At 71.4% G+C, this 24,931-nt stretch carries 21 protein-coding genes and 1 tRNA gene; 11 read left to right on the top strand and 11 right to left on the bottom strand.

Annotated elements, in window-relative coordinates:
- From hpaE to BLT44_RS08610, 3 genes are all read left to right on the top strand, one after another.
- Complete coding sequence (hpaE, locus tag BLT44_RS08620; protein ID WP_010157526.1) at nucleotides 1-1,500, top strand: 5-carboxymethyl-2-hydroxymuconate semialdehyde dehydrogenase; 1,500 nt, start codon at nucleotides 1-3, stop codon at nucleotides 1,498-1,500.
- A 37-nt stretch (nucleotides 1,501-1,537) separates the two neighbouring features.
- Complete coding sequence (hpaD, locus tag BLT44_RS08615) at nucleotides 1,538-2,680, top strand: 3,4-dihydroxyphenylacetate 2,3-dioxygenase (RefSeq protein WP_010157527.1); 1,143 nt, start codon at nucleotides 1,538-1,540, stop codon at nucleotides 2,678-2,680.
- A 245-nt stretch (nucleotides 2,681-2,925) separates the two neighbouring features.
- On the top strand, nucleotides 2,926-4,470 hold the full coding sequence (locus tag BLT44_RS08610; protein ID WP_010157528.1) for an APC family permease: 1,545 nt from the start codon (nucleotides 2,926-2,928) through the stop codon (nucleotides 4,468-4,470).
- A 233-nt stretch (nucleotides 4,471-4,703) separates the two neighbouring features.
- On the opposite strand, the gene BLT44_RS08605 is transcribed toward BLT44_RS08610, so the two are convergent.
- The 4 genes from BLT44_RS08605 to BLT44_RS08590 form a co-directional block, all read right to left on the bottom strand.
- Nucleotides 4,704-5,045 (bottom strand): YciI family protein, encoded by a 342-nt coding sequence (locus tag BLT44_RS08605; RefSeq protein WP_010157529.1) that lies wholly within the window; start codon nucleotides 5,043-5,045, stop codon nucleotides 4,704-4,706.
- 326 nt (nucleotides 5,046-5,371) lie between these two features.
- A complete protein-coding gene (locus BLT44_RS08600; protein WP_010157530.1) occupies nucleotides 5,372-6,349 on the bottom strand; it encodes a ribose-phosphate diphosphokinase in 978 nt (325 codons plus the stop codon).
- Between the two features lie 42 nt (nucleotides 6,350-6,391).
- The gene (gene glmU / locus BLT44_RS08595) at nucleotides 6,392-7,825 is read right to left on the bottom strand and encodes a bifunctional UDP-N-acetylglucosamine diphosphorylase/glucosamine-1-phosphate N-acetyltransferase GlmU (protein ID WP_010157532.1); all 1,434 of its coding nucleotides are present in this window, start codon (nucleotides 7,823-7,825) and stop codon (nucleotides 6,392-6,394) included.
- A 266-nt stretch (nucleotides 7,826-8,091) separates the two neighbouring features.
- Nucleotides 8,092-8,163 (bottom strand) — tRNA-Gln (locus tag BLT44_RS08590).
- 100 nt (nucleotides 8,164-8,263) lie between these two features.
- Here BLT44_RS08590 and BLT44_RS08585 point away from each other — a divergent pair.
- Nucleotides 8,264-8,812 (top strand): MarR family winged helix-turn-helix transcriptional regulator, encoded by a 549-nt coding sequence (locus BLT44_RS08585; protein WP_010157533.1) that lies wholly within the window; start codon nucleotides 8,264-8,266, stop codon nucleotides 8,810-8,812.
- A gap of 113 nt (nucleotides 8,813-8,925) precedes the next feature.
- Here BLT44_RS08585 and BLT44_RS08580 read toward each other — a convergent pair whose 3' ends face one another.
- Entirely contained in the window at nucleotides 8,926-10,623 is a 1,698-nt protein-coding gene (locus BLT44_RS08580; protein WP_010157534.1) for an amidase, read from the bottom strand.
- A gap of 131 nt (nucleotides 10,624-10,754) precedes the next feature.
- On the opposite strand from BLT44_RS08580, the gene BLT44_RS08575 reads away from it, so the two are divergent.
- Nucleotides 10,755-11,318, top strand: a complete 564-nt coding sequence (locus BLT44_RS08575) for a TetR/AcrR family transcriptional regulator (RefSeq protein WP_010157535.1) — start codon at nucleotides 10,755-10,757, stop codon at nucleotides 11,316-11,318.
- Between the two features lie 9 nt (nucleotides 11,319-11,327).
- Here BLT44_RS08575 and BLT44_RS08570 read toward each other — a convergent pair whose 3' ends face one another.
- Entirely contained in the window at nucleotides 11,328-12,224 is an 897-nt protein-coding gene (locus BLT44_RS08570) for a LysR family transcriptional regulator (protein WP_010157536.1), read from the bottom strand.
- A gap of 76 nt (nucleotides 12,225-12,300) precedes the next feature.
- On the opposite strand from BLT44_RS08570, the gene BLT44_RS16065 reads away from it, so the two are divergent.
- The 4 genes from BLT44_RS16065 to BLT44_RS08550 all read left to right on the top strand — a co-directional run bounded on the left by BLT44_RS16065 (nucleotide 12,301) and on the right by BLT44_RS08550 (nucleotide 16,638).
- A complete protein-coding gene (locus BLT44_RS16065; protein WP_010157537.1) occupies nucleotides 12,301-13,830 on the top strand; it encodes an aminotransferase class I/II-fold pyridoxal phosphate-dependent enzyme in 1,530 nt (509 codons plus the stop codon).
- Nucleotides 13,831-13,897: 67 nt separating this feature from the next.
- Entirely contained in the window at nucleotides 13,898-15,376 is a 1,479-nt protein-coding gene (locus tag BLT44_RS08560) for an amino acid permease (protein ID WP_010157538.1), read from the top strand.
- 78 nt (nucleotides 15,377-15,454) lie between these two features.
- On the top strand, nucleotides 15,455-16,159 hold the full coding sequence (locus BLT44_RS08555; protein ID WP_050803139.1) for a GTP cyclohydrolase II: 705 nt from the start codon (nucleotides 15,455-15,457) through the stop codon (nucleotides 16,157-16,159).
- A complete protein-coding gene (locus tag BLT44_RS08550; RefSeq protein WP_029608373.1) occupies nucleotides 16,156-16,638 on the top strand; it encodes a MarR family winged helix-turn-helix transcriptional regulator in 483 nt (160 codons plus the stop codon). The genes BLT44_RS08555 and BLT44_RS08550 overlap by 4 nt, the downstream gene beginning before the upstream one ends.
- A gap of 74 nt (nucleotides 16,639-16,712) precedes the next feature.
- On the opposite strand, the gene BLT44_RS08545 is transcribed toward BLT44_RS08550, so the two are convergent.
- Both BLT44_RS08545 and BLT44_RS08540 read right to left on the bottom strand, forming a co-directional pair.
- Nucleotides 16,713-18,149, bottom strand: a complete 1,437-nt coding sequence (locus BLT44_RS08545; protein WP_010157541.1) for an MFS transporter — start codon at nucleotides 18,147-18,149, stop codon at nucleotides 16,713-16,715.
- 60 nt (nucleotides 18,150-18,209) lie between these two features.
- Nucleotides 18,210-19,097 carry an arginase family protein gene (locus BLT44_RS08540; RefSeq protein WP_010157542.1) on the bottom strand — a complete coding sequence of 296 codons (888 nt, stop codon included), beginning with the start codon at nucleotides 19,095-19,097 and terminating at the stop codon, nucleotides 18,210-18,212.
- A 145-nt stretch (nucleotides 19,098-19,242) separates the two neighbouring features.
- Here BLT44_RS08540 and BLT44_RS08535 point away from each other — a divergent pair, with 145 nt between their 5' ends.
- Nucleotides 19,243-20,829 carry a PucR family transcriptional regulator gene (locus BLT44_RS08535; protein WP_010157543.1) on the top strand — a complete coding sequence of 529 codons (1,587 nt, stop codon included), beginning with the start codon at nucleotides 19,243-19,245 and terminating at the stop codon, nucleotides 20,827-20,829.
- Between the two features lie 17 nt (nucleotides 20,830-20,846).
- Here BLT44_RS08535 and BLT44_RS08530 read toward each other — a convergent pair whose 3' ends face one another.
- Nucleotides 20,847-22,067 carry an acyl-CoA dehydrogenase family protein gene (locus BLT44_RS08530; RefSeq protein ID WP_010157544.1) on the bottom strand — a complete coding sequence of 407 codons (1,221 nt, stop codon included), beginning with the start codon at nucleotides 22,065-22,067 and terminating at the stop codon, nucleotides 20,847-20,849.
- Between the two features lie 170 nt (nucleotides 22,068-22,237).
- Between BLT44_RS08530 and BLT44_RS08525 the strand changes: the two genes are divergently transcribed.
- Complete coding sequence (locus BLT44_RS08525) at nucleotides 22,238-22,915, top strand: TetR/AcrR family transcriptional regulator (RefSeq protein WP_010157545.1); 678 nt, start codon at nucleotides 22,238-22,240, stop codon at nucleotides 22,913-22,915.
- Nucleotides 22,916-22,923: 8 nt separating this feature from the next.
- Here the strand turns inward: BLT44_RS08525 and BLT44_RS08520 are convergent, their stop codons facing one another.
- Together BLT44_RS08520 and BLT44_RS08515 are read right to left on the bottom strand one after the other, a co-directional pair.
- On the bottom strand, nucleotides 22,924-24,234 hold the full coding sequence (locus tag BLT44_RS08520; protein WP_010157546.1) for an amidohydrolase: 1,311 nt from the start codon (nucleotides 24,232-24,234) through the stop codon (nucleotides 22,924-22,926).
- 11 nt (nucleotides 24,235-24,245) lie between these two features.
- Nucleotides 24,246-24,893 (bottom strand): VOC family protein, encoded by a 648-nt coding sequence (locus tag BLT44_RS08515; RefSeq protein ID WP_010157547.1) that lies wholly within the window; start codon nucleotides 24,891-24,893, stop codon nucleotides 24,246-24,248.
- Nucleotides 24,894-24,931: the final 38 nt, after the last annotated feature.

The following is a 24,931-nucleotide window of genomic DNA, read 5'->3' as shown; positions in this document are numbered from 1 at the left end:
ATGACGCACCAGAAGCCCGCCGGGCTCCCCGACCGCATCCGCCACTTCATCGACGGCGAATTCGTCGACTCGGTCGGCGGCGAGACGTTCGACGTGCTCGACCCCGTCACGAACGAGAACTACATCACGGCGGCAGCCGGCCAGCAGGCCGACATCGACCGCGCCGTCGCCGCGGCGAAGCGCGCGTTCACCGAGGGCCCCTGGCCCAAGCTGCTCCCCCGCGAGCGCTCCCGCGTGCTGCACAAGATCGCCGACATCGTGGAGTCGCGCGACGCGCAGCTCGCCGAACTCGAGAGCTTCGACTCGGGCCTGCCCATCACGCAGGCGCGCGGGCAGGCGCGGCGCGCAGCCGAGAACTTCCGCTTCTTCGCCGACCTGGTGGTGGCGCAGCACGACGACACCTTCAAGGTGCCGGGCCGCCAGATCAACTACGTGAACCGCAAGCCCATCGGGGTCGCCGGGCTCATCACCCCCTGGAACACGCCCTTCATGCTCGAATCGTGGAAGCTCGGCCCCGCGCTCGCCACGGGCAACACGGTGGTGCTCAAGCCCGCCGAGTTCACCCCGCTCTCGGCCTCCCTCTGGGCCGAGATCTTCCGCGAGGCCGGCGTGCCCGACGGCGTGTTCAACCTCGTCAACGGACTCGGCGAGGAGGCCGGCGACGCGCTCGTGAAGCACCCCGACGTGCCGCTCATCTCGTTCACGGGCGAGAGCAGCACCGGTTCACTGATCTTCGGCAACGCCGCTCCCTTCTTGAAGGGGCTCTCGATGGAGCTCGGCGGCAAGAGCCCCGCCGTCGTCTTCGCCGACGCCGACCTCGACGCCGCACTCGACGCGACCGTGTTCGGCGTGTTCAGCCTGAACGGCGAGCGCTGCACGGCGGGAAGCCGCATCCTCGTGCAGCGCGACATCTACGACGAGTTCGTGGAGCGCTACGCCGAGCGCGCGAAGAACGTCGTGGTCGGCCTGCCCTCGGATCCCGCGACCGAGGTCGGCGCGCTCGTGCACCCCGTGCACTACGACAAGGTGATGAGCTACGTCGAGATCGGCAAGAGCGAGGGCCGCCTCGTCGCCGGCGGCGGGCGCCCCGAGGGCTTCCCGACGGGCAACTACATCGCTCCGACGGTCTTCGCCGACGTCTCCCCCGACGCGCGCATCTTCCAGGAGGAGATCTTCGGGCCGGTCGTCGCGATCACACCGTTCGACACCGACGAGGAGGCGCTGGAGCTCGCCAACCACACGAAGTACGGCCTCGCCGCCTACATCTGGACGTCGAACCTCAAGCGCGCCCACAACTTCTCGCAGGCGGTCGACGCGGGCATGGTGTGGCTCAACTCGAACAACGTGCGCGACCTGCGCACCCCGTTCGGCGGCGTCAAGGCATCGGGGCTGGGTCACGAGGGCGGGTACCGCTCGATCGACTTCTACACCGATCAGCAGGCCGTCCACATCACGCTCAACGAAGCGCACTCGCCGAAGTTCGGCGTCGTCGCATCGTGACCGCACCGGTCGCTGGGGGAACTCAAGGAGGCACACCATGGCAAAACTGAACGAAGAAGACAAGCAGTCCGCGGGCTTCTGGGTCACGAAGGAGGCCCCGATCGTGTCTGACGACCCGATCCCGACTCCGACGTCGCCCGCTCCCGACATCCTGCGCTGCGCGTACATGGAGCTCATCGTCACCGACCTCGCCGCGTCGCGCGAGTTCTACGTCGACGTGCTCGGCCTGTACGTCACCACGGAGGACGACGAGGCGATCTACCTCCGCTCGACGGAGGAGTTCATCCACCACAACCTCGTGCTGCGGAAGGGCCCCGTCGCCGCGGTCGCCGCGTTCTCGTACCGAGTGCGCACCCCCGAGGATCTCGACCTCGCCGTCGCGTTCTACGAAGAGCTCGGATGCGAGGTGCGCCGCAATCCCGACGGCTTCGTCCGGGGCATCGGCGACTCCGTGCGCGTTGTCGATCCGCTCGGCTTCCCGTACGAGTTCTTCTACCAGACCGAGCACACGGAGCGCATGTCGTGGCGGTACGACCTCCACGTGCCGGGCGAGTTGGTGCGGCTCGACCACTTCAACCAGATCACCCCCGACGTGCCGCGCGCGGTCGGCTTCATGCAGAGCCTCGGCTTCCGCGTGACGGAGGACATCCAGGACAACGAGGGAACGGTGTACGCCGCATGGATGCGCCGCAAGCCGACGGTGCACGACACCGCGATGACGGGCGGGGACGGGCCGCGCATGCACCACGTCTGCTTCGCCACCCATGAGAAGCACAACATCCTCGCGATCTGCGACAAGCTCGGCGCACTGCGCCGATCCGACAGCATCGAGCGGGGCCCGGGCCGCCACGGCGTCTCGAACGCGTTCTACCTGTACCTGCGCGACCCCGACGGCCACCGCGTCGAGGTGTACACGCAGGACTACTACACGGGCGACCCCGACAACCCCGTGGTCACCTGGGACGTCCACGACAACCAGCGCCGCGACTGGTGGGGCAACCCGGTCGTGCCGTCGTGGTACACCGACGGCTCGATCGTGCTCGACCTCGACGGCAACCCGCAGCCGGTGGTGGCGCGCACCGACAGCTCGGAGATGGCCGTGACCATCGGGGCCGACGGCTTCTCGTACACGCGCGACGACGAGGGCGAGAAGGGCTTCAAGCTCGGCAACACCCTCTGATCCCGCATGCAGGATCCGGGCCGGGGCGCGTCGCGCCCCGGCCCGTCGTCGTTCCGAGGCGCGGCGGCCCGCTTCGCCGGCCGCCCCGCGACTATCCAGATGGACAGCCGTGCGCGCATGTCCATGCCCCCTGCGCTGCACGCATACTCCCCCGCCGCCCGCCGTTCTTAGACTCGGAGCGCAGTGGACCGCCGCAGAGCGCGTCCGCACCGGCAACGCCGCCACACGCGAGAGGAAGTACCCCGATGAGCGCACCGAGCACAGCGCAGCGGACGCACACGACCACCCCGCACGATCCCGGCCTGAGCCGCCGCACCCTGGGCGTGCCGGCGATCACCCTCATGATCATCGCGGCCTCGGCGCCGCTCACCGTGGTCGCCGGCGGCGTCACGACGTCGTTCGCGGTCACCGAATCCCTCGGCGTTCCGCTCGGCTTCCTGCTGATCGCCGTGATCCTCACCGTCTTCGCGGTCGGCTACACCGCCATGGGACGTCACGTCACCAACGCCGGCGCGTTCTACGCCTACATCTCGCAGGGCCTCTCGCGCCCGCTCGGCGTCGGCGCATCGCTCATCGCACTCGTCTCCTACAACGCGATGCAGGTGGGCATCTACGGCCTCTTCGGCTTCCAGCTCTCCATGTTCCTGGAGGCGAAGCTCGGCGTGAGCTCGCCGTGGTGGGTCTGGATCCTGCTCTGCATCGTCGTCGTCGGCGTGCTCGGAGTGAACCGCGTCGACCTCTCCGCGAAGGTGCTCGGCGTGCTCGTCGGCCTCGAGTTCCTCGTCGTCATCGTCTTCGACGTGGTCTCGTTCTCAGCAGCCCCCGAAGGCGTGTCGACCGCCGCCCTCGACCCGTCGGCGCTCTTCGGGCCCGCGCTCGGCATCATCCTGGTCTTCGGCGTCGCCGCCTTCATGGGCTTCGAGGGCGCCGCGATCTACGGCGAGGAGGCGAAGGATCCGAAGCGCACCGTCCCACGCGCCACGTACACGGCGATCGCGATCATCGGCATCTTCTACGCCTTCAGCGCCTGGGCCTTCTCCGTCGGCGTCGGCCCGTCGGCCATCGTCGGCGCCTCGCAGGAGTTCGGCCCCGATCTCATGTTCGTGTTCATGACCGAGCAGACCGGCGTCATCTTCTCCGACATCATGACGCTCCTGTTCCTCACCAGCCTCTTCGCGTCGCTCCAGGCGTTCCACAACGCCGTCGCGCGCTACTTCTTCTCGCTCGGCCGCGAAGGCGTGCTGCCCGCATGGTTCGCCCGCACCTCGCGGGCCGGCGCACCCTGGGCCGGCTCCGTCGCGCAGACCGCCATCGCCCTCGTCGTCGTCGTCGCGTTCATCCTGGGCGGAGAGGTGTTCGGCGGCGCCGCCGGCCTCGGCGAATCCGCCTTCCTCTTCCCCGTGCTCACCATGTTCACCTGGCTGACGAACACCGGCGCCATGGGCCTCGTACTGCTCATGGCGATCACCGCCGTCGCGGTGATCGGCTACTTCGCGCGCGATCGACGCGGCCTGAGCATCTGGGTCACGGTCGTCGCGCCCGCGCTCTCGGGTGCGGCGCTGCTCTGGGTCTTCGTGATGATCCTGCAGAACTTCCCGCTCATGCTCGGCCAGGCGGAACCCGACGCCACCACCTTCCTGCTTCCCGGCATGGTGTTCGCCGCCGCCGCCATCGGCATCGTCTGGGCGCTCGTCATGCGCTCCCGATCGCCCCGGCAGTACGCGCAGATCGGGCACGGCACCGAGCCCGGAGCGTACGGTACCGAGCTCGTCGACGTCGTCGCCGAATAGGCGATCGGCGCCGCGGGGGTGGCGGCTCCAGCCCCGAGAGCGGCGGCTGCGGAGCAGGGTCCGCCGCCCCTCCTCGGCCAACGCCTGCCGACTCACCGATCCCCCGCGCATCCTCTGCCAACGCCTGCCGACTTACCGAACCCCTGCCCAGAGCGACGGCCTTCGGCGGGGGTTCGGTGAACTGATGGGGGCTCGGCGCTCAGGCGGGGCGCGACAAGCCGGTGCGCGTCGCCTCAGCTCTCCGCATCATCGCCGAACCGGCGCACCTCCTGCGGGCAGCGGCACGCCGCGGCGAATCGCGCCGCCCACTCCAGGGCGATCTCGCGCGACGGCGCCTCGATCACGGTGAACCCGCCCGTGAGCGGATGCGACCGGTCGTACGACCCCGGCCGCGCCGCCCCCGACGCGTCGACGCGCACCGGTTCGACGGACTCGTCGATCCCGCCGCCGAACACCCAGACACCGGCCCGTTTCGCCTCGCGCACCACGGCGTGCGAATCGGCGACAACCTGCGGAAGCTCCGCAGCGGTCACCGCCATCGCCTCACTGGGAAACGAGATCAGGTACTTCGACATGGCGGCCTCCTCGACGCGATAGGCGCCCATTCCACCACAACGAACGAGCAATCGCACGACGCCGGCGCCGCAGCGTTGCCGCGGCGACCGCCACCACCCCTCGCTGCGCTCCGTGGGCCCGCGCTGTAGCGCCGCCGCGGCCGACCGAAAACGCGATGCGTTCTCGCTAGGCCGCGCCCCTCGCTGCGCTCCGTGGGCCCGCGCCGTAGCGCCGCCGCGGCCGACCGAAAACGCGATGCGTTCTCGCTAGGCCGCGCCCCTCGCTGCGCTCCGTGGGCCCGCGCCGTAGCGCCGCCGCGGCCGACCGAAAACGCGATGCGTTTTCGCTAGGCCGCGCCCTCGAACATGGAGGTGACCGAACCGTCCTCGAAGACCTCGTGAATCGCCTTCGCAAGGAGCGGGGCGATCGACAGCACCGTGAGCTTGTCGAACCGCTTCTCCGGCGGCACCGGCAGCGTATCGGTGACCACGACCTGGTCGATGAACTCCTGCGACAGGTGCTCGATCGCGCGGCCCGAGAAGATGGCGTGGGTGCACGCGATCGTGACGCCGCGCGCCCCGTTCGCCTTCAGCGCCTCCGCCGCCTTCGCGATCGTTCCGCCCGTGTCGATCATGTCGTCGACGACGACGCACCAGCGATCCTTCACCGTGCCCACGATCTCGTGCACCGACACCTGGTTCGGCACCAGCGGATCGCGCCGCTTGTGAATGATCGCGAGCGGCGCGTCGAGACGGTCGCTCCACACATCCGCGACGCGCACGCGGCCCATATCGGGCGACACGACCGTCAGGTCGTCTCGGGCGATCGTCTTGCGGAAGTGCTCGAGCAGCACCGGCATCGCGAAGAGGTGGTCGACGGGGCCGTCGAAGAAGCCCTGAATCTGCGGGGCGTGCAGATCCACCGACATGATGCGGTCGGCACCCGCGGCCTTGAACAGGTCGGCGATGAGCCGAGCCGAGATCGGCTCGCGGCCCCGCCCCTTCTTATCCTGACGCGAATACGGGTAGAAGGGGGCGACGACGGTGATGCGCTTCGCCGAAGCGCGCTTCAGCGCGTCCACCATGATGAGCTGCTCCATCAGCCACTCGTTGATCGGGAACGTGTGCGACTGGATCACGAACGCGTCGGAACCGCGCACGCTCTCGTCGAACCGCGCGTACAGCTCGCCGTTCGCGAACGTTCGGGCGTCGGTCGGCACGAGCTCCGCGCCGAGTTCCGCCGCGACCTGCTCCGCCAACTCGGGGTACGCCCGACCCGTGATCAGGACGAGCTTCTTCTGCCCGGCCATCTCGATTGTGCTCATCCCTGCATGCTCCTCATCGGTGCTGACTCCCCATATCCTCGGCTATTCTCCGCGCTCCGCGGCGCGCTGCGCAGCCTCCGCGGTACTCGTGCCCGGGCGGTTCTCGGCGACCCACCCAGCGATGTTGCGCTGCGGGGCCACGTTCATCGCCAGCGAACCCGAGGGAACATCCTTGCGCACGACAGTGCCGGCCGCCGTGTACGTCCCGTCCTCAATCGTAACGGGTGCGATGAGCACGTTCTTCGAGCCGACGCGCACGCCGTCGCCGACGCGGGCCTCGTGCTTCTGCACGCCGTCGTAGTTCGCGAAGATGCTGCCCGCGCCGATGTTGCTGTCCGAACCGATGACCGCGTCGCCGACGTAGCTGAGATGCGGCACCTTGCTGCCATCGCCGATCCTCGCGTTCTTCGTCTCGACGAACGCCCCGATCTTGCCGCCCGCCCCGAGCTCCGTGCCGGGGCGGATGTACGCGAACGGGCCCACCGACACGCGGGCGGAGAACACGGCGAGCGTCGCCTCGCTCCGCCGGATGCGCGCATCCGGGCCCACCTCGCAGTCGACCAGCGTCGTGTCGGGCCCGACGACGGCGCCCGTCGCGATCGAGGTGGCGCCGTGCAGGAACGTGCCCGGGAGGATCTCGACGTCGGGCTCGATGGAGACGTCGGCGTCGATCCACGTCGTCGTCGGATCCTGGATCGTCACGCCCGCGCGCTGGTGCCCGCGCACGATGCGCGCGTTGAGCTCGCGCCCCGCCTCCGCGAGCTGGGCGCGGTCGTTCACGCCGGCGATCGTCCACGGGTCGTCAGTGGCGACGGCCTCGACATCGCCGCCCGTCACGAGGATGCGGGCCGCCGCGTCGGTGAGGTACTTCTCCCCCTGAGCGTTGTTCGTGTCGATGCTCGCGAGCGCCGTCTGCAGCGCGCGACGCGAGAACACGTAGATGCCCCCGTTGATCTCGGTGATGCGGCGCTGCTCGTCGTCGGCGTCCTTCTCCTCGACGATGCCGAGCACCGAGCCCGAGTCGTCGCGCAGGATCCGCCCCAGGCCGGTGGGGTTGTCGAAGACCGCGGAGAGCAGCGTCATCGCACGCCCCCCGCCCAGATGGCCCTTGACGAGGCCCTCGAGCGTCGCCGTGTCGATGAGCGGAGCATCGCCCGAGAGCACGACGACCGAGCCGTCGAAGTCGTCGGGAAGCGCCGCGAGCGCGAGCTCCACCGCGCGGCCGGTGCCCGGCACCTCATCCTGATCCACGATCACCGTGTCGGGAGCGTGCTCCAGAATCGCCGCCGAGACGCGGTCGCGCTCGTGCCGCACCACCGCGACCACCTGCGCCGGATCGAGCCCCGCCGCGGCGTCGAGCACGTGGGCGATGAGCGACCGACCGCCGATGCGGTGCAGCACCTTCGGCAACGCCGACTTCATGCGGGTGCCCTGTCCCGCTGCGAGAATCACGACTGCGAGGTGCTGCTCTGCCATGGTGTCCTTTCATCGGCATCCGCGGGGCTGGTGAGCCCCGCGCGGAGCGACGTCCCGAAGCGATGCTTCGTTCCATCGCTCCCGACACACAGCGTAGCTGCGCTACCCGGCATCCGCGGGGCTGGTGAGCCCCGCGCGGAGCGACGTCCCGAAGCGATGCTTCGTTCCATCGCTCCCGACACACAGCGTAGCTGCGCTACCCGGCATCCGCGGGGCTGGTGAGCCCCGCGCGGAGCGACGTCCCGAAGCGATGCTTCGTTCCATCGCTCCGCCCCCAGGACTCGAACCTGGACCTCACAGCTCCAAAGGCTGTCGTGCTGCCATTACACCAAGGCGGATCATGCCGAATTCGGCACGACTACTAGTGTGCCACGGCTCCGACGCGGGCTGCACCAGGCCGAATCGCGCGCTCCGCCGCTCTGGCTCGATAATGGAGGGATGAAACACGAAGACGAGGTCGACCGGATCATCGCGGACTGGGAGGCAGCGCGCCCCGATCTCGATTTCGCACCGCTCGCGATCTTCTCGCGCATGTGGCGGGTGACGAAGCACATCGACCGTGCGCGCGCCCACGCGTTCGAGCGATCCGGTCTCATGTCGTGGGAGTTCGACGTGCTCGCGGCCCTGCGTCGCAGCGGCGAACCGTTCCGCCAGAGCCCGAAGCTGCTCGGCCAGCAGACGATGGTGTCGAGCGGCACGATGACGAACCGCATCGACCGCATGGCGGAGCGGGAGCTCGTGCGGCGACTCACCGACCCCAACGACGGGCGCGGGGTACTGGTGGAGATGATGCCGCGCGGCCTCACGCTCGTCGACGCCGCGATCACACGGCTCACCGACTCGGAGGAGCGACTGCTGAGCGGCATCCCGAAGTCGGAGCGCGACCGCCTGGGAGTGCTGCTGCGGCGTCTCGCACTCAGCGTCGACCGGTACGTGCCGCTCTCCGAGCCGCTCGACGCGGCCGAGTCCGACGCCGACGCCGGGTAGCGTCCCGGCCGGATCAGGCTTCAGACAGCACGGGCTGCAGCCGGAGCGGGCTGCGGCCGAAGCGGGCTGCGGCCGGGCGGAGCCGAGGACGGCCCGCCCGGCCCGATCCGCACTCAGCCGACGCGATCCTCGGGCAGCGCGGGCGTCGACGCCGGTGCGACGCGGAGCGTGCCGCTGCCGCCCGCTTCGAAGGCGGCGGCGTAGCTCAGCAGCTCGGGGTCGGAGTAGGCGCGCCCGGCGAACGTGATGCCGATCGGCATGCCGATGTCGTCCATCATGCCCATGGCGGCCGTCACCGTGGGGATGCCGAGGTGCCGCAGGGCGTAGTTGCCGTTCGAGAAGAAGACGCCGTTGCCCCACGCGCGATCCGCCGCCTCCTGGTCGACGTCGGCGTTCCAGGCCCCCACGTCGGCGTTCGCCGGGAACACGACGCCGTCGAACCGGTGCTCGCGCAGCCAGTGCTCGAAGAGCTGCTCGCGCAGCTGCACGAGGGCGCGGAGCCCGTCGGCGAAGTCGCCCCGATCGCGGGGGTCGGAGATGCCCTGCTGCGCCATCGCGACGGTGGCGCGGTACCGGTTCTCGTAGTCCTCGACCTCTTCGTAGCGATCGGGCAGCGCGCCGGGCGGCTGCGGGAAGATCGTGTCGGGGTCGACGGCGCCGAGGTTCGGGATGCTCGGGTCGCCGTTCGCCCGCAGGAAGTCGTCCCACCCGAACGCGAGGAAGTGGTTGAACTCGGTGTCCATCCACCCCTCGGGCAGCACGCCGAGCGCCGCCACGTTCTCCTGCCCCGGCCGGTCGCCCTCGTACTGCTCGATGAGCGGGAAGCCGGTGACGACGAGTTCGGCGCCGAGCGCTTCGAGGCGGGCGCGGGCCTCGGCGAAGCGGGCGAGCACCGAGGGCCGCACGTCGATCGGGAACGCGGGGTCTTCGCCGAGGTACATCGCCGGCACGGCGAAGCGCTTGCCGCGCAGCGCGTCGGGATCGTGCAGGTCGAGATAGCTGGCGGGCCGGTGCTCGCTCGCGCTCGGCAGATCGACGACGTTCTGGTTGCGCCAGAAGTCGCCTCGGGTGTCGGCGTCGTCTTGCACGAGCACGTCGAGCACGCGGAGCATATCGGGCATCGAGCGGGTGTGCGGCACGACGACGTCGCGGGCGGGGAAGAGCGGCCAGTTGCCGCGGATGCTGAGCACTCCCCAGGAGGGGGTGTAGGCGCAGAGACCGTTGTTCGAGGCGGGGCTGCGGCCCGATGAGACGGTCTCCTCGCCCATCCCGAACACGGCGAAGTTCGCGGCCGTCGAGACGCCGGATCCGTTCGAGGATCCCGATGCGTAGGCTGCGGCGAGGTACTTCGGGTTGTAGGGGCTCTCCGCGCGCCCGTAGACGCCGCGCTGCATGCCGCCGTCGGCCATCGGGGGCATGTTCGTCTTGCCGATGAGCACCGCGCCGGCTTCGCGCAGCCGCGCGACGGTGAAGGCGTCCCACTGCGCGACGAGGTGCTCGAAGGCGGGGGATCCGGAGGCGACGGTGAGGCCCTCGACCATGTAGGAGTCCTTGACGGTGAACGGCACGCCCTCGAGGGGGCGGGCGAGGCCGTCGCGCCAGCGCCGGTCGGATTCGGCGGCGTCGCGCAGCGCGTGCGGGTTGCGCACGACGACCGCGTTGAGGCCGTCGTCGCCGCGGTCGTAGGCGTCGATGCGGGCGAGGTAGCGCTCGGTCAGCCAGGTGCTGGTGATCTCGCCGCGGGAGAGGGCATCGAGCACGTCGGCGATCGAAGCCTCCATGAGTTCGAAGGGCGTGGTCGTCGCGTTCATGCACATCCTCGTTTCCTGCGCCGCAGTGCGGGGCTCGCGCTTGTCGGCGCCCGGTCGAGCGCCTATCCTGAAAACAGTTTCAGTTGCCGCCGCGTCTCTGTCAAGCGGACGCGCGATCCGAAGGAGTCGACGTGTCGAACGATGCACGCGAACGCATCCTCACCGCGTGCGAGCAGACCATCGCCCGGTCGGGCATCCGCGGGTTCCGCATGCACGACGTGGCGAGCGCGGCCGGCGTCTCGATCGGCCTCCTCGCGTACCACTTCGGCGACCGGAACGGGCTGCTGCAGGCGGCCCTCGATCACGTCACCGAGCGGGCGGAGGATCGCGCGCGCCGCTCCCCCGAGCCCGCGACGGCGGCGGCGCGCCTGGTCGCGCTCCTCAGCTCCGAGTTCGGCCCCGAACCCGAGGTGCGGGCGGGCTCGACGGCCTGGAACGAGTTGCGCGCGCTCGCCGTGTTCGAGCCGGCGCAGGCCGACGCCGTCGCCCGATCGACTGCGGCCTGGCAGCAGACGGTGCAGCAGCTCGTCGCCGAGGCGGTACGGGATCGCGGGAGCGATCTCCACCCGGCCGCGACGGCGCTGATCCTGACTGCCCTCGTCGAGGGCCTCTCGGGCCGCTGGCTCACCGGGCAGCTCACCGCCGAGGAGGCGCAGGAGTGCGTGCGCGCAGGGCTGCGCGGGCTCGGCCTCTGAGCGCCGCGGTCAGCGCCGTTCCGCGGTGATGCCCTCGAGGATCTCGCCGAGCCAGCCGACCGCCGCCGGCATCGGCCCGCGTCGCGTCACGAAGGATACGCGACGCTCCCCCAGATCCTGCTTCGCCGGGCGCAGCACGACGTCGAAGTCGGCGTCGACCGCGGCGCTCGTGGTGAGGGCGCAGCCGAGACCCTCGGCGACGAGCCCGTGGATCATGTAGAGGTCGTCGGTGCGCATGAGCTCGCGCATGGGGAGCCCGAGCGACTGGTACACGCGCCGCAGCACGCGGTCGGAGGCCTCGTCGTCGCTGCGGCTGCACACCCAGGCGGCCTCGGCGAGGTCGGCGAAGTCGAGCGACTCGCGGCTCGCGAGCGGGCTGCGCTTCGCGATGAGCACCCGGTAGGGCTCCGAGAACAGGGAGCGCTGCACCAGGTCCGTACCGACGAAGCCGGGCTCCGTCGACACGTGGTAGATGAGCCCGGCGTGCACCTCGCCCGCTCGCACGAGGCGCACCACCTCCGTGGGTTCGGCCTCCACGACCTCCACGCGCACGGCGCTGCGCCCCCGCAGCTCGGCGATCGCCGCCGGAATGAGGCGCGAGCCCATCGACGAGAAGGTGCCCACTCTGAGCGTCACGGCGCCCGCGTCGCGCAGCTCCAGCACGGCGCGCTCGGCGCGCTCGATCCGGGTGAGCACGGGCGCCACCTCGTCGGCGAACAGGGTGCCGAGCTCGGTGAGGTGGGCCCCGCTCCGGTCCCGTGCGACGAGCGCCGCGCCGAGGTGCGCTTCGAGTGCGCGCAGGTGGTGGGTGACGGTGGGCACGCCGTAGTGGAGCGCGTCCGCCGCGCGCGTGAGGCTGCCGTGCTGGCGCACGGCGAGGAGCACGCGGAACTGCTGGAGGGTCATCACCTCATAGAGACTATGTCAATCAGTACGAAGAGTTGATATTCCGCAGGGGTGCGCGTGTGCCTATGGTGAGGACGTGCTCGAATATCTCAGCCGCGGCGACGCGGCCCCCACCGCCTCCGCCGTGCCCGCCGCCGCTGCCCGCCAGCAGCAGACCCCGTACGTGGACGCCCTGCGCTCCCTCGCGCAGCAGGACTGGCAGCGCCTGCACGTGCCCGCGCACCACGGCGTCGTGGAGAACGCGCCCGGCGTCGCCGCGCTCGTCGGCGCCGATGCCATGCGCATCGACTTCCCCGTGCTCTTCAGCGGCGTCGACCAGGAGACCTGGCACCTCACCACACCGGGCCGCGTGACCCCGCTGATGCGCGCGCAGCAGCTCGCCGCGGAGGCGTGGGGCGCGAGCCGCACCTGGTTCATCACGAACGGCGCCTCCGGCGGCAACCACGTCGCCACGACCGTGGCCCGGGCGCTCGGCACCGAGGTCGTCATGCAGCGCAGCGTGCACTCGAGCGTGATCGACGGCGCCACGCACGTCGGGCTCGAGCCGCACTTCGTGCACGGCTCCGTCGACGTGGGGCTCGGCGCCTCGCACGGCGTCACCGCCCAGCAGGTCGCCGACGCGCTCGCGGAGCACCCCGAGAGCGCGTCGGTGTACCTCGTGTCGCCGAGCTACTTCGGGGCCGTGGCCGACATCGCGGCGATCGCCCGCGTGGCCCACGACCACGGCGTTCCGCTCATCGTCGACGAGGCGTGGGGGTCGCACTTCGGCATGCACCCCGAGCTCCCCGTCAACGCCGCGCGCCTCGGCGCCGACCTCGTGATCTCGAGCACGCACAAGGCGGCCGGCTCGCTGACCCAGTCGGCGATGCTGCACCTCGGCCACGGACCGCACGCCGCGGCGCTCGAATCGCTCGTCGACCGCGTCGTGCGCTCGTTCCAGTCGACGTCGAGCAGCGCCCTCCTCCTGGCCTCCCTCGACGAGGCCCGCATGCACATCGCGACCCGCCCCGACCTCGTCGGGCGTGCGATCGACGCGGCGCAGGCGATCCGCGGCGCGATCCGGGCCGACCGCCGGTACCGGGACGCCACGCCCGACGTGCTCGCCCGCGCCGACGCGATCGCGAACGACCCGCTCAAGATCGCGATCGACACGCGGGGCGCCGGCATCACGGGCGGCGACGCCCAGCACCTGCTGCTGCGCGACCACCGGGTCTACTGCGAGCTCTCCACGCCCGCCGCGCTGCTCGCCCTCGTGGGGGCGACCTCGGCGATCGACGTCGACCGTTTCCTCGAGGCGCTGCAGGCGCTGCCCGAGGCCGACACCGAGCCCGAGCGCCCCATCGCCCTCCCCGCCCAGTGCGAACGCGCCATGGGCCTCGGCGAAGCCTTCTTCAGCGGCGTCGAAGTCGTCTCCGCGTCGGACGCCGTCGGCCGCGTCTCCGCCGACGCCCTCGCGGCCTACCCGCCGGGCGTGCCGAACGTGCTCCCGGGAGAGGTACTCTCGGCTGAGGTCGTCTCCTTCCTGCGCGCCACCGCGGCCAGCCCGGCCGGGTACGTGCGCGGCGCCGCCGATCCGGCCCTCGACGCCTTCCGCGTCGTGGCGTGACGGCGACCGCCCACCCCCACCCACACCCGCGTCGACTCGTGCGATGCGCAGCACACACAGGAGTGTCATGACCAGAACCGGAACCGGGGCCGCGCAGCACCCGGCAGAGCACAGCGCCACCGCGGCCGAGCCCGACGGCGGCATGCAGCGCGGTCTGAAGAACCGCCATCTGCAGCTCATCGCCATCGGCGGGTCGATCGGCACGGGCCTGTTCCTCGGTTCGGGCAAACTCATCAGCGTCTCGGGGCCCTCGATCGTCCTGGTGTACCTCGTGATCGGGTTCTTCGTCTTCTTCGTCATGCGAGCGCTGGGCGAGCTGCTGCTCTCGAACCTGCACTACAAGACGTTCGGCGACATCGCGAAGGACATGCTGGGGCCCTGGGCCGGGTTCTTCGTCTCGTGGAACTACTGGTTCTCGTGGGTCATCGCGTGCGTCGCCGACATCGTCGCCATCACCGCGTACGTGCAGTGGTTCAATCCGAGCATCCCGGCCTGGGTGCCCGCGCTCATCACGGCCGCCGTGCTCACGCTGCTGAACCTGCAGCCCGTGAAGTTCTTCGGCGAGACCGAGTTCTGGTTCGCGATCATCAAGATCGTCGCGATCCTCGGCCTCATCGTCGTCGGCGTGATCCTCATGGCGACGCAGTTCCAGTCCCCGGACGGCACGACCGCCTCGATCGCGAACCTCTGGGAGCACGGCGGCGTGTTCCCGATGGGCCTGAGCGGCTTCGTACTCGGCTTCCAGATGGGCATCTTCTCGTTCATCGGCGTCGAGCTCGTCGGCACCGCTGCGGCCGAGACGGAGAATCCGCGGAAGAACCTGCCGAAGGCCATCAACTCGATCGTCGTGCGCATCCTGATCTTCTACATCGGCGCGCTCGCGGTGATCATGGCGGTGACGCCGTGGAACGAGATCTCCCCCGACGAGAGCCCGTTCGTGGCGACCCTCGCGACCGCCGGGTTCGGGCTCGCCGCGGTCGTGATCCAGCTCGTCGTGCTGACCTCCGCCGCGTCGAGCGCGAACTCCGGCCTCTACTCGGGCACGCGCATGCTCTTCGGCCTCGCGAAAGACGGCCACGCGCCCGCGAAGTTCGCGCTCACCGACGCCCGCGGCGTTCCGAAGCGCTCCGTCTTCTTCACCTGCGTCTTCCTCTTCGCGGCGATCCCGCTGCTGTTCGCCGGCGACGGCGTCATCGCCGCGTTCACGTTCGTCTCCTCGATGTGCGCGACCCTCATCCTGTTCACCTGGGGGTCGATCGTCGTGAGCTACATCGTCTACCGCAGACGGCACCCGGATCGCCACGCGGCCTCGGGGTTCAAGATGCCGCTGTCGCGGGTCGCCCCCTGGCTGGTGCTCGCCTTCTTCGTGTTCATCGCGGCGACGCTCCTCTACGGCGACGACACTCGGGCGTCGATCCTCGCCGCACCCGTCTGGTTCGCGATCCTCACCGTGCTGTGGCAGGTCCGCAAGCGCCGGCTGATCCGCGAGGGGCGCCCCCTCACCGGGGTCGTACCCACCGTGCCGCACCCGCTCGACCGCGAGTGAGGGTCGGGGTGCTGCCGCCCGTGCACCGCGCGCGGCAGCACCCGGGAATAGCGGGGGCCGGGCCGCGTTGCACCCCGCATGGTTGAAAATTCACATACCGGCGGCACGACGAGCGCTCCCACCGCCGCGACGGTGCGCACCCGGGTGCGCGTGCCCCTCCGCTTCCCCGACGGGTACACGGCCGAGGCCGACGTGTTCACCTTCGACGGCCTGGCCGACGGCGAGGAGCATCTGCTGCTCGGGCTCGGCGACTGGACGCGCACCCTCGCCGCCGCCACCCCGGCCGCTGCGGCGAGCGCGCCCGCGAGCGCACCGCCCGCTCCCCTCGTGCGACTCCACAGCGAGTGCCTCACCGGTGACGTCTTCGGCTCCGAGCGCTGCGACTGCGGGCCGCAGCTGCGCGAGGCCGTCGAGCGCATCTCCGCCGAGGGCGGCTTCCTGCTCTACCTGCGGCAGGAGGGGCGCGGGATCGGACTCTACGCGAAGCTCGACGCGTACGCGCTGCAAGACACCGGGCTCGACACGTACGCCGCCAACGTCGCCCTGGGCCGCGGGGAGGACGAGCGCGACTACACCGCCGCCGCGCAGATGCTCGAAGCGCTCGACGTCACCCGGGTGCGCCTGCTGAGCAACAACCCCGACAAGGCCCTCCAGCTCGGCGCCCTCGGCGTCGCGGTCGCCGAGCGAGTGGCCACGGGGGTGCACCTCACCGGATCGAACCGCACCTACCTCGAGGCGAAGCGCGACCGCACCGCGCACACCCTCGACCTCTCGGCCGCGTGAACGATCAGCCGACTCGGACCGGCACGGAGCGCCGGTTGGGCGACGACGAGATGCGGGCCTGGCTGCCCCTCATCAGGCTCGCGCAGCTCCTCCCCCAGGCGCTCGACCGCACCCTCCGCGTTCGCACCGGCATCAACCACGCGCACTACGCGATCCTCGTGATGCTCGCGCGCCCCGGAGACGCGCGACCGCCGATGTCGGAGATCGCCCGCGTCGCGGGGTTGAGCCGATCGCGCCTCAGCCACGCGCTCGATGCGCTCGGCGAACGCGGCTGGGTCGAGCGCTCGGCCTGCGGCGAAGACCGCCGAGCCCGCTCCGCGCACCTCACCCCCGAGGGCCTCGCGGCGCTGCGGTCGGCCGCACCGGCCCACGTCGCCCAGATCCGCGAGCTCGTGCTGGATCCGCTCGACGCCGCGGAGCGCGAGCAGCTCGGCGCGATCCTCGGCAAGCTGCTGCCGGGCATCGAAGCCGCCGTCTGATCCCGGCCCCGCGGCGCACCGGCCAGCGTGCTGCGGTCACCGCGCTGCGGTCACCGCGCGTCACCGCGCTCCGGTCACCGTGCGTCGCCGATCGCGATGCCCGCGGTGTGGATGCGATGCGCCTCGAGCTCCGTCTCCACGTTCGGCTCCGATCCCGCGAGCGGCCTGCCCGCGCTCTCGGGCACGAAGCACACGGCGACGAGCCCCACGACCGACATGCCGATCAGGTAGTACGCGGCGGCCAGCGGATCGCCCGTCAGGCGGATCAGCGAATCGATGACGAGCGGCGCGGTGCCGCCGAAGAGCGCGATCGACACGTTGTACGAGACGCCGAGGCTCGTATTGCGCGAGCGCGTCGTGAAGAGCGCGGGGTAGGTCGACGCCAGCGTGCCCATGTACAGGGCCACCGGCAGCCCGATCAGCGCGAGTCCGCACACGATGCCGAACGGCTGCGCGCCGCCGATGAGGCGGAACGCGGGCACGCTGAGCACGATGACCCAGATGGACGCCGCGAACAGCATCGGCTTGCGCCCCACACGGTCGGAGAGCATGCCGACGAGCGGCATGCAGACGGCCATGAGCAGCATCAGCGGCAGCGAGAAGAGGTTGCCCTGCACCGCGTCGTGCTCGAGCACCGTCGAGAGGTACGTCGGCATGTACGACGTGAAGGCGTAGCCCGCGGAGTTCGCCGCGGCGACGAGCAGCACGACCAGCAGCATGGGCTTCCAGTTCGCGGCGAACACGCGCAGGGGGTTCACCCGCAGCGTGGGGCGCGGGCCCCCGCCGACGCGCCCCTGCGACGCCTCCTCGGCGAGCAGCGCCGCGAAATGCGGCGACTCCTCGACGCGCATGCGGAGGTAGATCGCGACGAACCCGAGCGGCCCGGCGATGAGGAAAGGGATGCGCCAGAGGCCGTCGACCATCGCCTGCTGACCGAAGCCGATCTGCAGCACCGTGACGATCGCCGCGCCGAGCACGAACCCGAGATAGCTCCCCGCGTCGAGGAAGGCGGCGTAGAAGCCGCGCTTGCGATCCGGAGCCGACTCGCTGATGAAGGTCACCGCGCTGGTGAACTCCCCGCCGGCGGAGAAGCCCTGCACGATCTTCAGCAGGATGAGCAGCACCGCCGCCGCGATGCCGATGGTCGCATACCCCGGCAGGAGCCCGATGAGGAAGGTGGCGAGCGCGACCATGGTGAGGGTGAGGAACAGGACCCGCTTGCGCCCGATCTTGTCGCCGAGCCAGCCGAAGAAGAGCCCGCCGAGCGGCCTGAAGAGATAGGTGCTCGCGAACGTGCCCAGCATGAAGATGACCTGCGTGGCGGGGTTCGCCTCGGGCAGGAACACCGGGCCGAGCGTGACGACGAGGTAGCCGAAGACGCCCACGTCGTACCACTCCATGACATTGCCCACGAACGTGCCGCGCACCGCTCGGCCCAGTTCGCGCTTGCGCACGATGTTCACCGCGCCGGTGTCGAGCGCGGCAGCCCTCGGCTGCTGATCTTCCGTCATCGTCTCACTCCTGTGTTCGTCGTGCGGTACCGGGCGCGCGTCGTCGAACGCCCGGGGTGTTCAGCCCTCGGCGCGACGTCGCCCGAAGACCGCGAAGTAGTAGCAGAGATATGCGGCGAGCGTCGCCGTCATGTCCTGGTGGTCCGTCATCGGGTTGACCTCGGTCACGGCGAAGGAGTCGCAGTGGGGCGCGAGCGCCATGATCGTGTCGATCGCCTGCCGCGACGTGAGTCCTCCCGGTTCGAGCGCGCCCGCTCCGGGGGCGTGCGCCGGGTCGATCGCGTCGATGTCGAAGCTGAGGTGGACGTGATCGGCGCCGTCGGTGCGCGCGAGGATGCGCTCCACGGCCGCGGCGGTGCCGATCGCGTCGAACTCCGTCGCGGTGATGCGCGCCAGGCCCGACCGCTGCAGGTAGTCGTGCGATGACGGGAAGTTGAAGTGGCGCAGCCCCACCTGGATGCTGTGCTCGGTGCGCGCCCGCTCGAGTTCGAGCGACCGGCGCATACCGCTCGACTGGCTGTGGGTGCCCTGCTGCTCGTTGCGATCCATCACGTCGAGGTGCGCGTCGAAGTGGATCACCCCGACCGTGCCATCGGTGGCGTCGTGGAGCCCCTTCGTGCCGGCGAAGAGGAAGCAGTCGTCGCCGCCGAGGAGGATCGGCACGTTGCCCGATCGCACGCTCTCCGAGACGCGCGCACTCGTGTGCGCGAGGGTGGCCTGGAGATCGTGCCCCACGACGTGCGCGTCGCCGCCGTCGATGATCCTCGGCGCGTCGTGGAGCGCGCCGGTCTCGAGCGAGAACACCGCTCCCGCCTCGACGCGCTGCGTGATCCAGCCGAGCTGCTGCCGGATGCGGTCGGGCGCGTACCTGGAGCCCGGGTAGCCGAGCGTCGCCGCACCGTCGAACGGTGCTCCGATGATCTCGAATGAGCGTGCTGCGTCCGCCATGATCCCTCCCGGCTGTCGCGAATCGGTGAGGTTCCAGCATCGTGGCCGGGAGAACCGGACGCAATCGCGCTCAGCGCGAATATCGGCAGGTAAACTCACCCTGACAGTGATTCGCGAGTGCCGGCGCCCCGGCGCAGGAGGACCCATGCCCGCTCGCCGCCCGGCTCCCCACCCGACGCTCGCCGATCTCGTCTCCGCGCGCGAGCTCGATCTCACCTGCGTCGTCGGCCACGAATGGCTGAGCCGAGCCGTCACCTGGGTGCACGTCGCCGAGGTCACCGATCCGAGCCCCTGGCTCACCCGCGGCGTGCTGCTGCTGACGACCGGCCTCGTCGAACGCACCCCGGAATCGCTCGACGAGCTGTTCCGCCGGCTGCGCGACCACGGCGTCGCCGGCGTCGGGTTCGGGGTGGGGCTCACCGTGCAGGAGATCCCCGATGCCTGGCTCGTCGCGGCCGCAGCGCACGGGGTGCCGCTGCTCCGGGTCCCGCTCGACATCCCGTACATCGCCATCGCCGAGCACGTCTCCGCCCGCATCGCCGAGTCGCAGCTGAGCCAGGTGCAGCGCCTCCTCGACGTGCAGCAGCGCCTCGCCGCGACGACGGGCGAGGCGCTCGACGCCGAAGCGCTCGAGACGCTCGCCGCCGAACTCGACGCGGCCGTCGTGCGACACGACCGCAGCGGCGAACCGGTCGCCGTCGGAACGGGCCTCGGCGAGGGCGAACTCGACGCCATCGCGGGCGAGCTCTCCCGGCACGCCGCCTCGGGCCGGCGGTCGTCGAGCGTCTCCCTGGGCTCCCGGTTCGTGCACATCGCCAGCACCGCCGGCGGGCCGATCGCGGTGACCCGGATGCGACGCTACACGCCGCTGGAGCAGGGCATGATCGGGTCGATCGCGCTGTTCATCGGCGGCGAGCGCGATACTGAAGCCGGTGAGCTCATGGCGGTCTCGTTTCGCGAGCGGGTGCTCGCCGACGCCCTCTCCGGGCGACTCGACGACGAGGCCCGACTGTTCGAGCTCCTGCTCGGGTCGAGCCCCCGGTGCACCGTCGTGCATCTCGCCCCCTCTCCCGACCCGGAGGTGCGCAGCGCGAAGGATCCCGCTGCGGGTCTGCTGCTCAAGGCCCACCTCGCGAACGCCTGGAGCGGCGCCGAGCTCACCGTGGTGCCGCTGCTCTGCACGTTCGGCTCGGAGTTCGTCGTCGTGCTCGCGGGGGCCGATCAGCGGGATGTGCAGCCCGTCGTGGAGCGGTTCCTCGGGAACGAGACCGGCAACCTCGCGAGCTGGCGCGCCGGCATCAGCCGCACCGGGCCGGCGGGAGCCCTCCCCCGGCTGCGAACGGAGGCGGCGCGCGCCCACCGCGGCACGCGCGATCGCGGAGCCGTCACGCTCTCGTACGATGACCTGACCCGGCGCGAGGCCTGGGGCGCGGCGATCGACGCCGCGCAACCCGCACCGGTGTTCGCCGAATGGCGGCGGCGCCTCGATCTGCTCGATCCGGGCCGCGCGGAGCGCGCGCGCGCCGCCCTGCGCGCCTATCTCGCGGTCAACGGGGCGATCGAGCGCGCCGCGGGCCGGCTGGGCGTGCACCGCCAGACGCTGCGCAGCCGCCTCGACGCCGCCGAGCGGGATCTCGATGTGCGAGTCGACGCCCCGACCGATCGCGCGCTCCTCTGGCTCGCGCTCGAGTCGGGGGCCCTCGGCACGGACGCGGAGCCCTCAGGCGCCTGAGCCGTGAGCCCCGGGGGTCACGCGAACGCTGAGAGCCCGGTGATGTCGCGACCGATGATGAGCGCCTGAACGGTCTCCGTGCCCTCGTAGGTGTGCAGGGCCTCGATGTCGGCGAAGTGCCGCGCCACTCGGTTCTCGAGCAGGATGCCGTTGCCGCCGAGCAGGTCGCGCGCGTTGCGGGCGAGATCGCGCGCGGTGCGCGTCGCGGTGTACTTGCCGAGGGAGGCGCCCGGCCCCGAGAGCTCCCCGCGCTCCTCGGCCCGCGTGAGCTGCATGAGCAGCGTCTGCAGCGAGGTGAGCGCGCTCAGCATCTCGGCGAGACGCGCCTGCACGATCTGCGACGCCGCGAGCGGGCGCCCGAACTGCACTCGCTGACGCGCGTAGTGCACGGCGGACTCGTACACGGCGATCGCGTGCCCGAGCGCCGACCACGCGACGCCGAGCCGGGTCGCCTGCAGCACCCGGGCCGTGTCTGCGAAGCTGTTGGCCCCCGGCATGCGCGCGCTCGCGGGGACGCGCACGCCGTCGAGCTCGATGTGCGCCTGCCAGATGGCCCGCAGCGAGACCTTGCCCTCGATCGTCGTCGCCCGGTAGCCCTCCGCGCTCTGCGGCACGAGGAACCCCTGCACCTGGCCGTCGTCGCCGCGGGCCCAGACCACCGAGACCTCGCCGACGCTGCCCGACCCGATCCACTTCTTGTGACCGCTGATCACGTACTCGTCGCCGTCGCGCACGGCGCTCGTCTCGAGGCTCACGGAGTCGGATCCGTGCGTCGGCTCGGTGAGTGCGAACGCGCCGAGCTCGGTGCCGCGCGCCAGCGGCTCGAACCACCGCTCGTGCTGCGCTGCGGAGCCGCAGAGGGCGATCGAGCGCAGCGCGAGGCCGCCCTGCACGCCGACGATCGTGGCGATCGATCCGTCGCCGCGCGCGAGCTCCATCATCGTGAGGCTGGCGGCCAGCAGGCTCTGCTCGGGGAACCCCGGCACGTCGATGCCGTCGCGCAGCAGGTCGAGTTCGCCGAGGCGGCGGGCGAGTTCGAGCGGGTACTCGGCGCGATCCCAGATCCCCGCGATCACCGGGCGCACCTCCTCCTGCACGAAGGATCGGGCGCGGTCGCGGTAGGCGAGATCCTCGCGGGAAACGCCCCGGAAGACTCCGGCCACATCGGGGTCCAGCGGCTCCCAGAGCGCGTACTCGGGCTCGGCGGTTCCCTGGCTGACGATCTTGGACCTCGACATCGGTTCCTCCCCGCGGCGGGCCCGCGCCGCCGCATCTGCACCGAGCATGCCTGACACGCGGTGTCACGTCAAGCGATCCACGGCGCGCCCGTGTCGCCGTGCGGCTCGCTGACTCGCCGGGAGCGGTGGAACCGCGTCCCAATTCGTGGGTGCTGTGCTAGTTTCGGTGCATGTCAGCGCGCGCCTCCGCACCCCCGCCCGAGAGCTCGACCGCCGCGATCCGCCATCTCGCGGAGCGCGGCTACGAGGCGACCACCGCCGAGGCCCTCGCAGCGGCGGTCGGGATGAGCCGCAGCACGTTCTTCCGCAGGTTCGGCAGCAAGGACGACGTCGTCTTCGCGGATCACGACCTCGCGCTCGCCCGGCTGGAGGCCGCGCTCGACGGCACTCCCCTCGCGCCGGCGGAGGCGCTCGTGAGCGCGACCACCGACGTGCTGCGCCTGCTCCTCAGAGACCCGGAGGCGGCGCGCCTGCGCTTCGAACTCATGCGCGTCACGCCCGCGCTCCGCGATCGCGAACTCGTGATCACGCACCGCTACGAGCGGGTGTTCACGCGCTACATCCGAGCGGTGCAGCAGACGGGAACGCCGGCCTGGGTCGCGTCCACCCTCGGCGCATCGCTCGTCGCCGCCCACAATGCGGCGCTGCGGGCCTGGCTGCGGGGGCGCGTCGACGATGCCGCGTCGGCGCTGACCCGCGATCTGCGCGATCTGACGGGCCTGTACCGGCGCTGGCTCGACGGCGGCGACGGCCCGCAGGAGGAGACCCGCGTACTCGTCGCAGTCTACGACGCCGCCGGATCCCCCGATCGCGTGCTCGACGAGGTCGCGCAGCGCCTGCGCCGCTGAGCCGCGCCTCATCCCTCCCAGCGGTACCGCCCGCCGCGCGCCGCGAACTCGGCGTCGACCGCGGCGCGCAGCTCGGCGTCGGCGAGATAGTCGACGGCCACCGCGCCGAGGGCGGCCGCCGCATCGCCCATCGCCGCGAACGCCGCCGGCTGCACCGTCCACTCGGCGAAGGCGGCGTGGTGCGGGTGCACGTCGTCGGGCCCGCCCAGGCCGATCGACGGATGGATCGCGGGGATGAACTGCGTCACGTTCCCCATGTCGGTGGAGGGGCCGGCCTGCGCGGGCACGGCCGGCGGCGGCGGGGTCGCCCGCCCGCGGTCGCCGAGCGCACCGGCCCAGCAGCGCATGAGTTCGACGTTCGGCTCGAGCGGCAGGTACGGCGGCACCGGGTCCACCTCGATCTCGGCGGTCGTGCCGGTCGCTCGCGCAGCGCCCTCCAGCGCATCGACGACGCGCTCGGTGAGCACCCGGAGGGTATCGATCTCGCCTGATCGCACGTAGAAGAGCGCCGCCGCCCGCTCGGGCACGATGTTGGGCGCGGCGCCGCCGTCCGTGATGATCCCGTGCACCCGGTCGATCGGGAGGATGTGCTGGCGCAGCTGCGCCACCGACTGGTAGGCGGTGACGACCGCGTCGAGCGCGTTGACGCCGAGCCAGGGCTCGCCGGCGGCGTGCGCAGCGCGCCCCCGGTAGGTCACGGCCACCCGGCGCACCCCGGTGGTGCGCTCCCCCCAGATCGGGGAGACGCGCGATCCCGCCGCCGGGTGCACCATCGCGGCCGCGTGCACCTCGTCGAACACGCCGGCGCGCAGCAGAAGCTCCTTGCCGCCGCCGTTCTCCTCCGCCGGCGTGCCGAGCAGCGTGAGCGTGCCGCCGAGGTCGCGCACGATCGGCGCTGCGCCGAGGAACGCGCCGACGGCGATGGCGGCGATGAGGTTGTGGCCGCACGCGTGCCCGATGCCGGGCAGCGCATCGTACTCGGCGAGGATCGCGAAGTGCGGCCCCGCTCCCGTGCCGATACTGGCCCGGAGCGCCGTATCGAGGCCGTGGACGCCCACCTCGGCGTCGATGCCGTGCTCCTGCAGCACGTCGGCGACGGCTCGCACCGAGCGGTGCTCGGCGAACCCGATCTCGGGCGCCGCGAAGAGCCGGGCCGCCAGCGCCTCGAGTTCGGGCTGCAGGGCGTGCACCGACCGCGAGAGCCGCGCGCGGGCCTCCTCCCCCGCACCGTCGAAGCGCGAGGGCCCGTCGGCCGGAGGTTCCGGCGGGGTCCGCGCTCGTAGCTGGTAGTCGAGGTAGACGTCGTGGAAGTCGGTCACCGCTTCGCCCCTCAGAACTCGACGACGCCGCCGTCGGCGCGGCGCAGTGCCAGGCGATAGCGGGCTCGCGGCCCCGCGACGAGGCCGGCCGCCCCGTCGCCGAGGCCGAGTGCGTCGAGCGCGTGCTGCAGCGCCGCGGGGTCGGTCTCCTCGCGCACGAACGAGACGAGCTCGATGACGGGCAGGTCACCGGTGCCCGGCTGAGGCGTCGTGCCCCAGTCGATCAGGAACGGCACGTCGAGGCGATCCGCGGCCGCCCCGGTCAGCCGCCACTCGAGGAGGTCCCCGGCCGGGGTGCGCCGCGACAGCCCCCAGACGTCACCGGGATCGAATCCGTGCGCGCGGGCCCGAGCGACGACGGCGTCGATGTCGACGGGGTGCACCGCGTACGCCTGCACGCTGGGGCCGTCGAGCGCGTCGATGCCGAACGTGGTGGGGAGCGCCGCGTCGTCGCGATCCGGATCCGGCCCGATCAGCTCGATGTACTGCGGACCCCGCGCGCCGGCCACGGTGAGGGCGACGAGCGCATTCGCGGTTCCGGTCGGGTGCGCGCCGCCCGGGGCTGCGGTGACGCCGGTGCGCCGGGCGAACCAGTCCACGAGTTCGGGCAGGTCGGGGCCGGCGATGACGATGTGGTCGAGGAGGCGGGGAATGCTCATGTCGAGAGTCCACCACACCGGGCGCGCAGCGCGCGACG

This window comes from Leucobacter chromiiresistens, assembly GCF_900102345.1.
Taxonomy (GTDB): Bacteria; Actinomycetota; Actinomycetes; order Actinomycetales; family Microbacteriaceae; genus Leucobacter; species Leucobacter chromiiresistens.
This window is presented reverse-complemented; position numbering and strand designations above follow the sequence as displayed.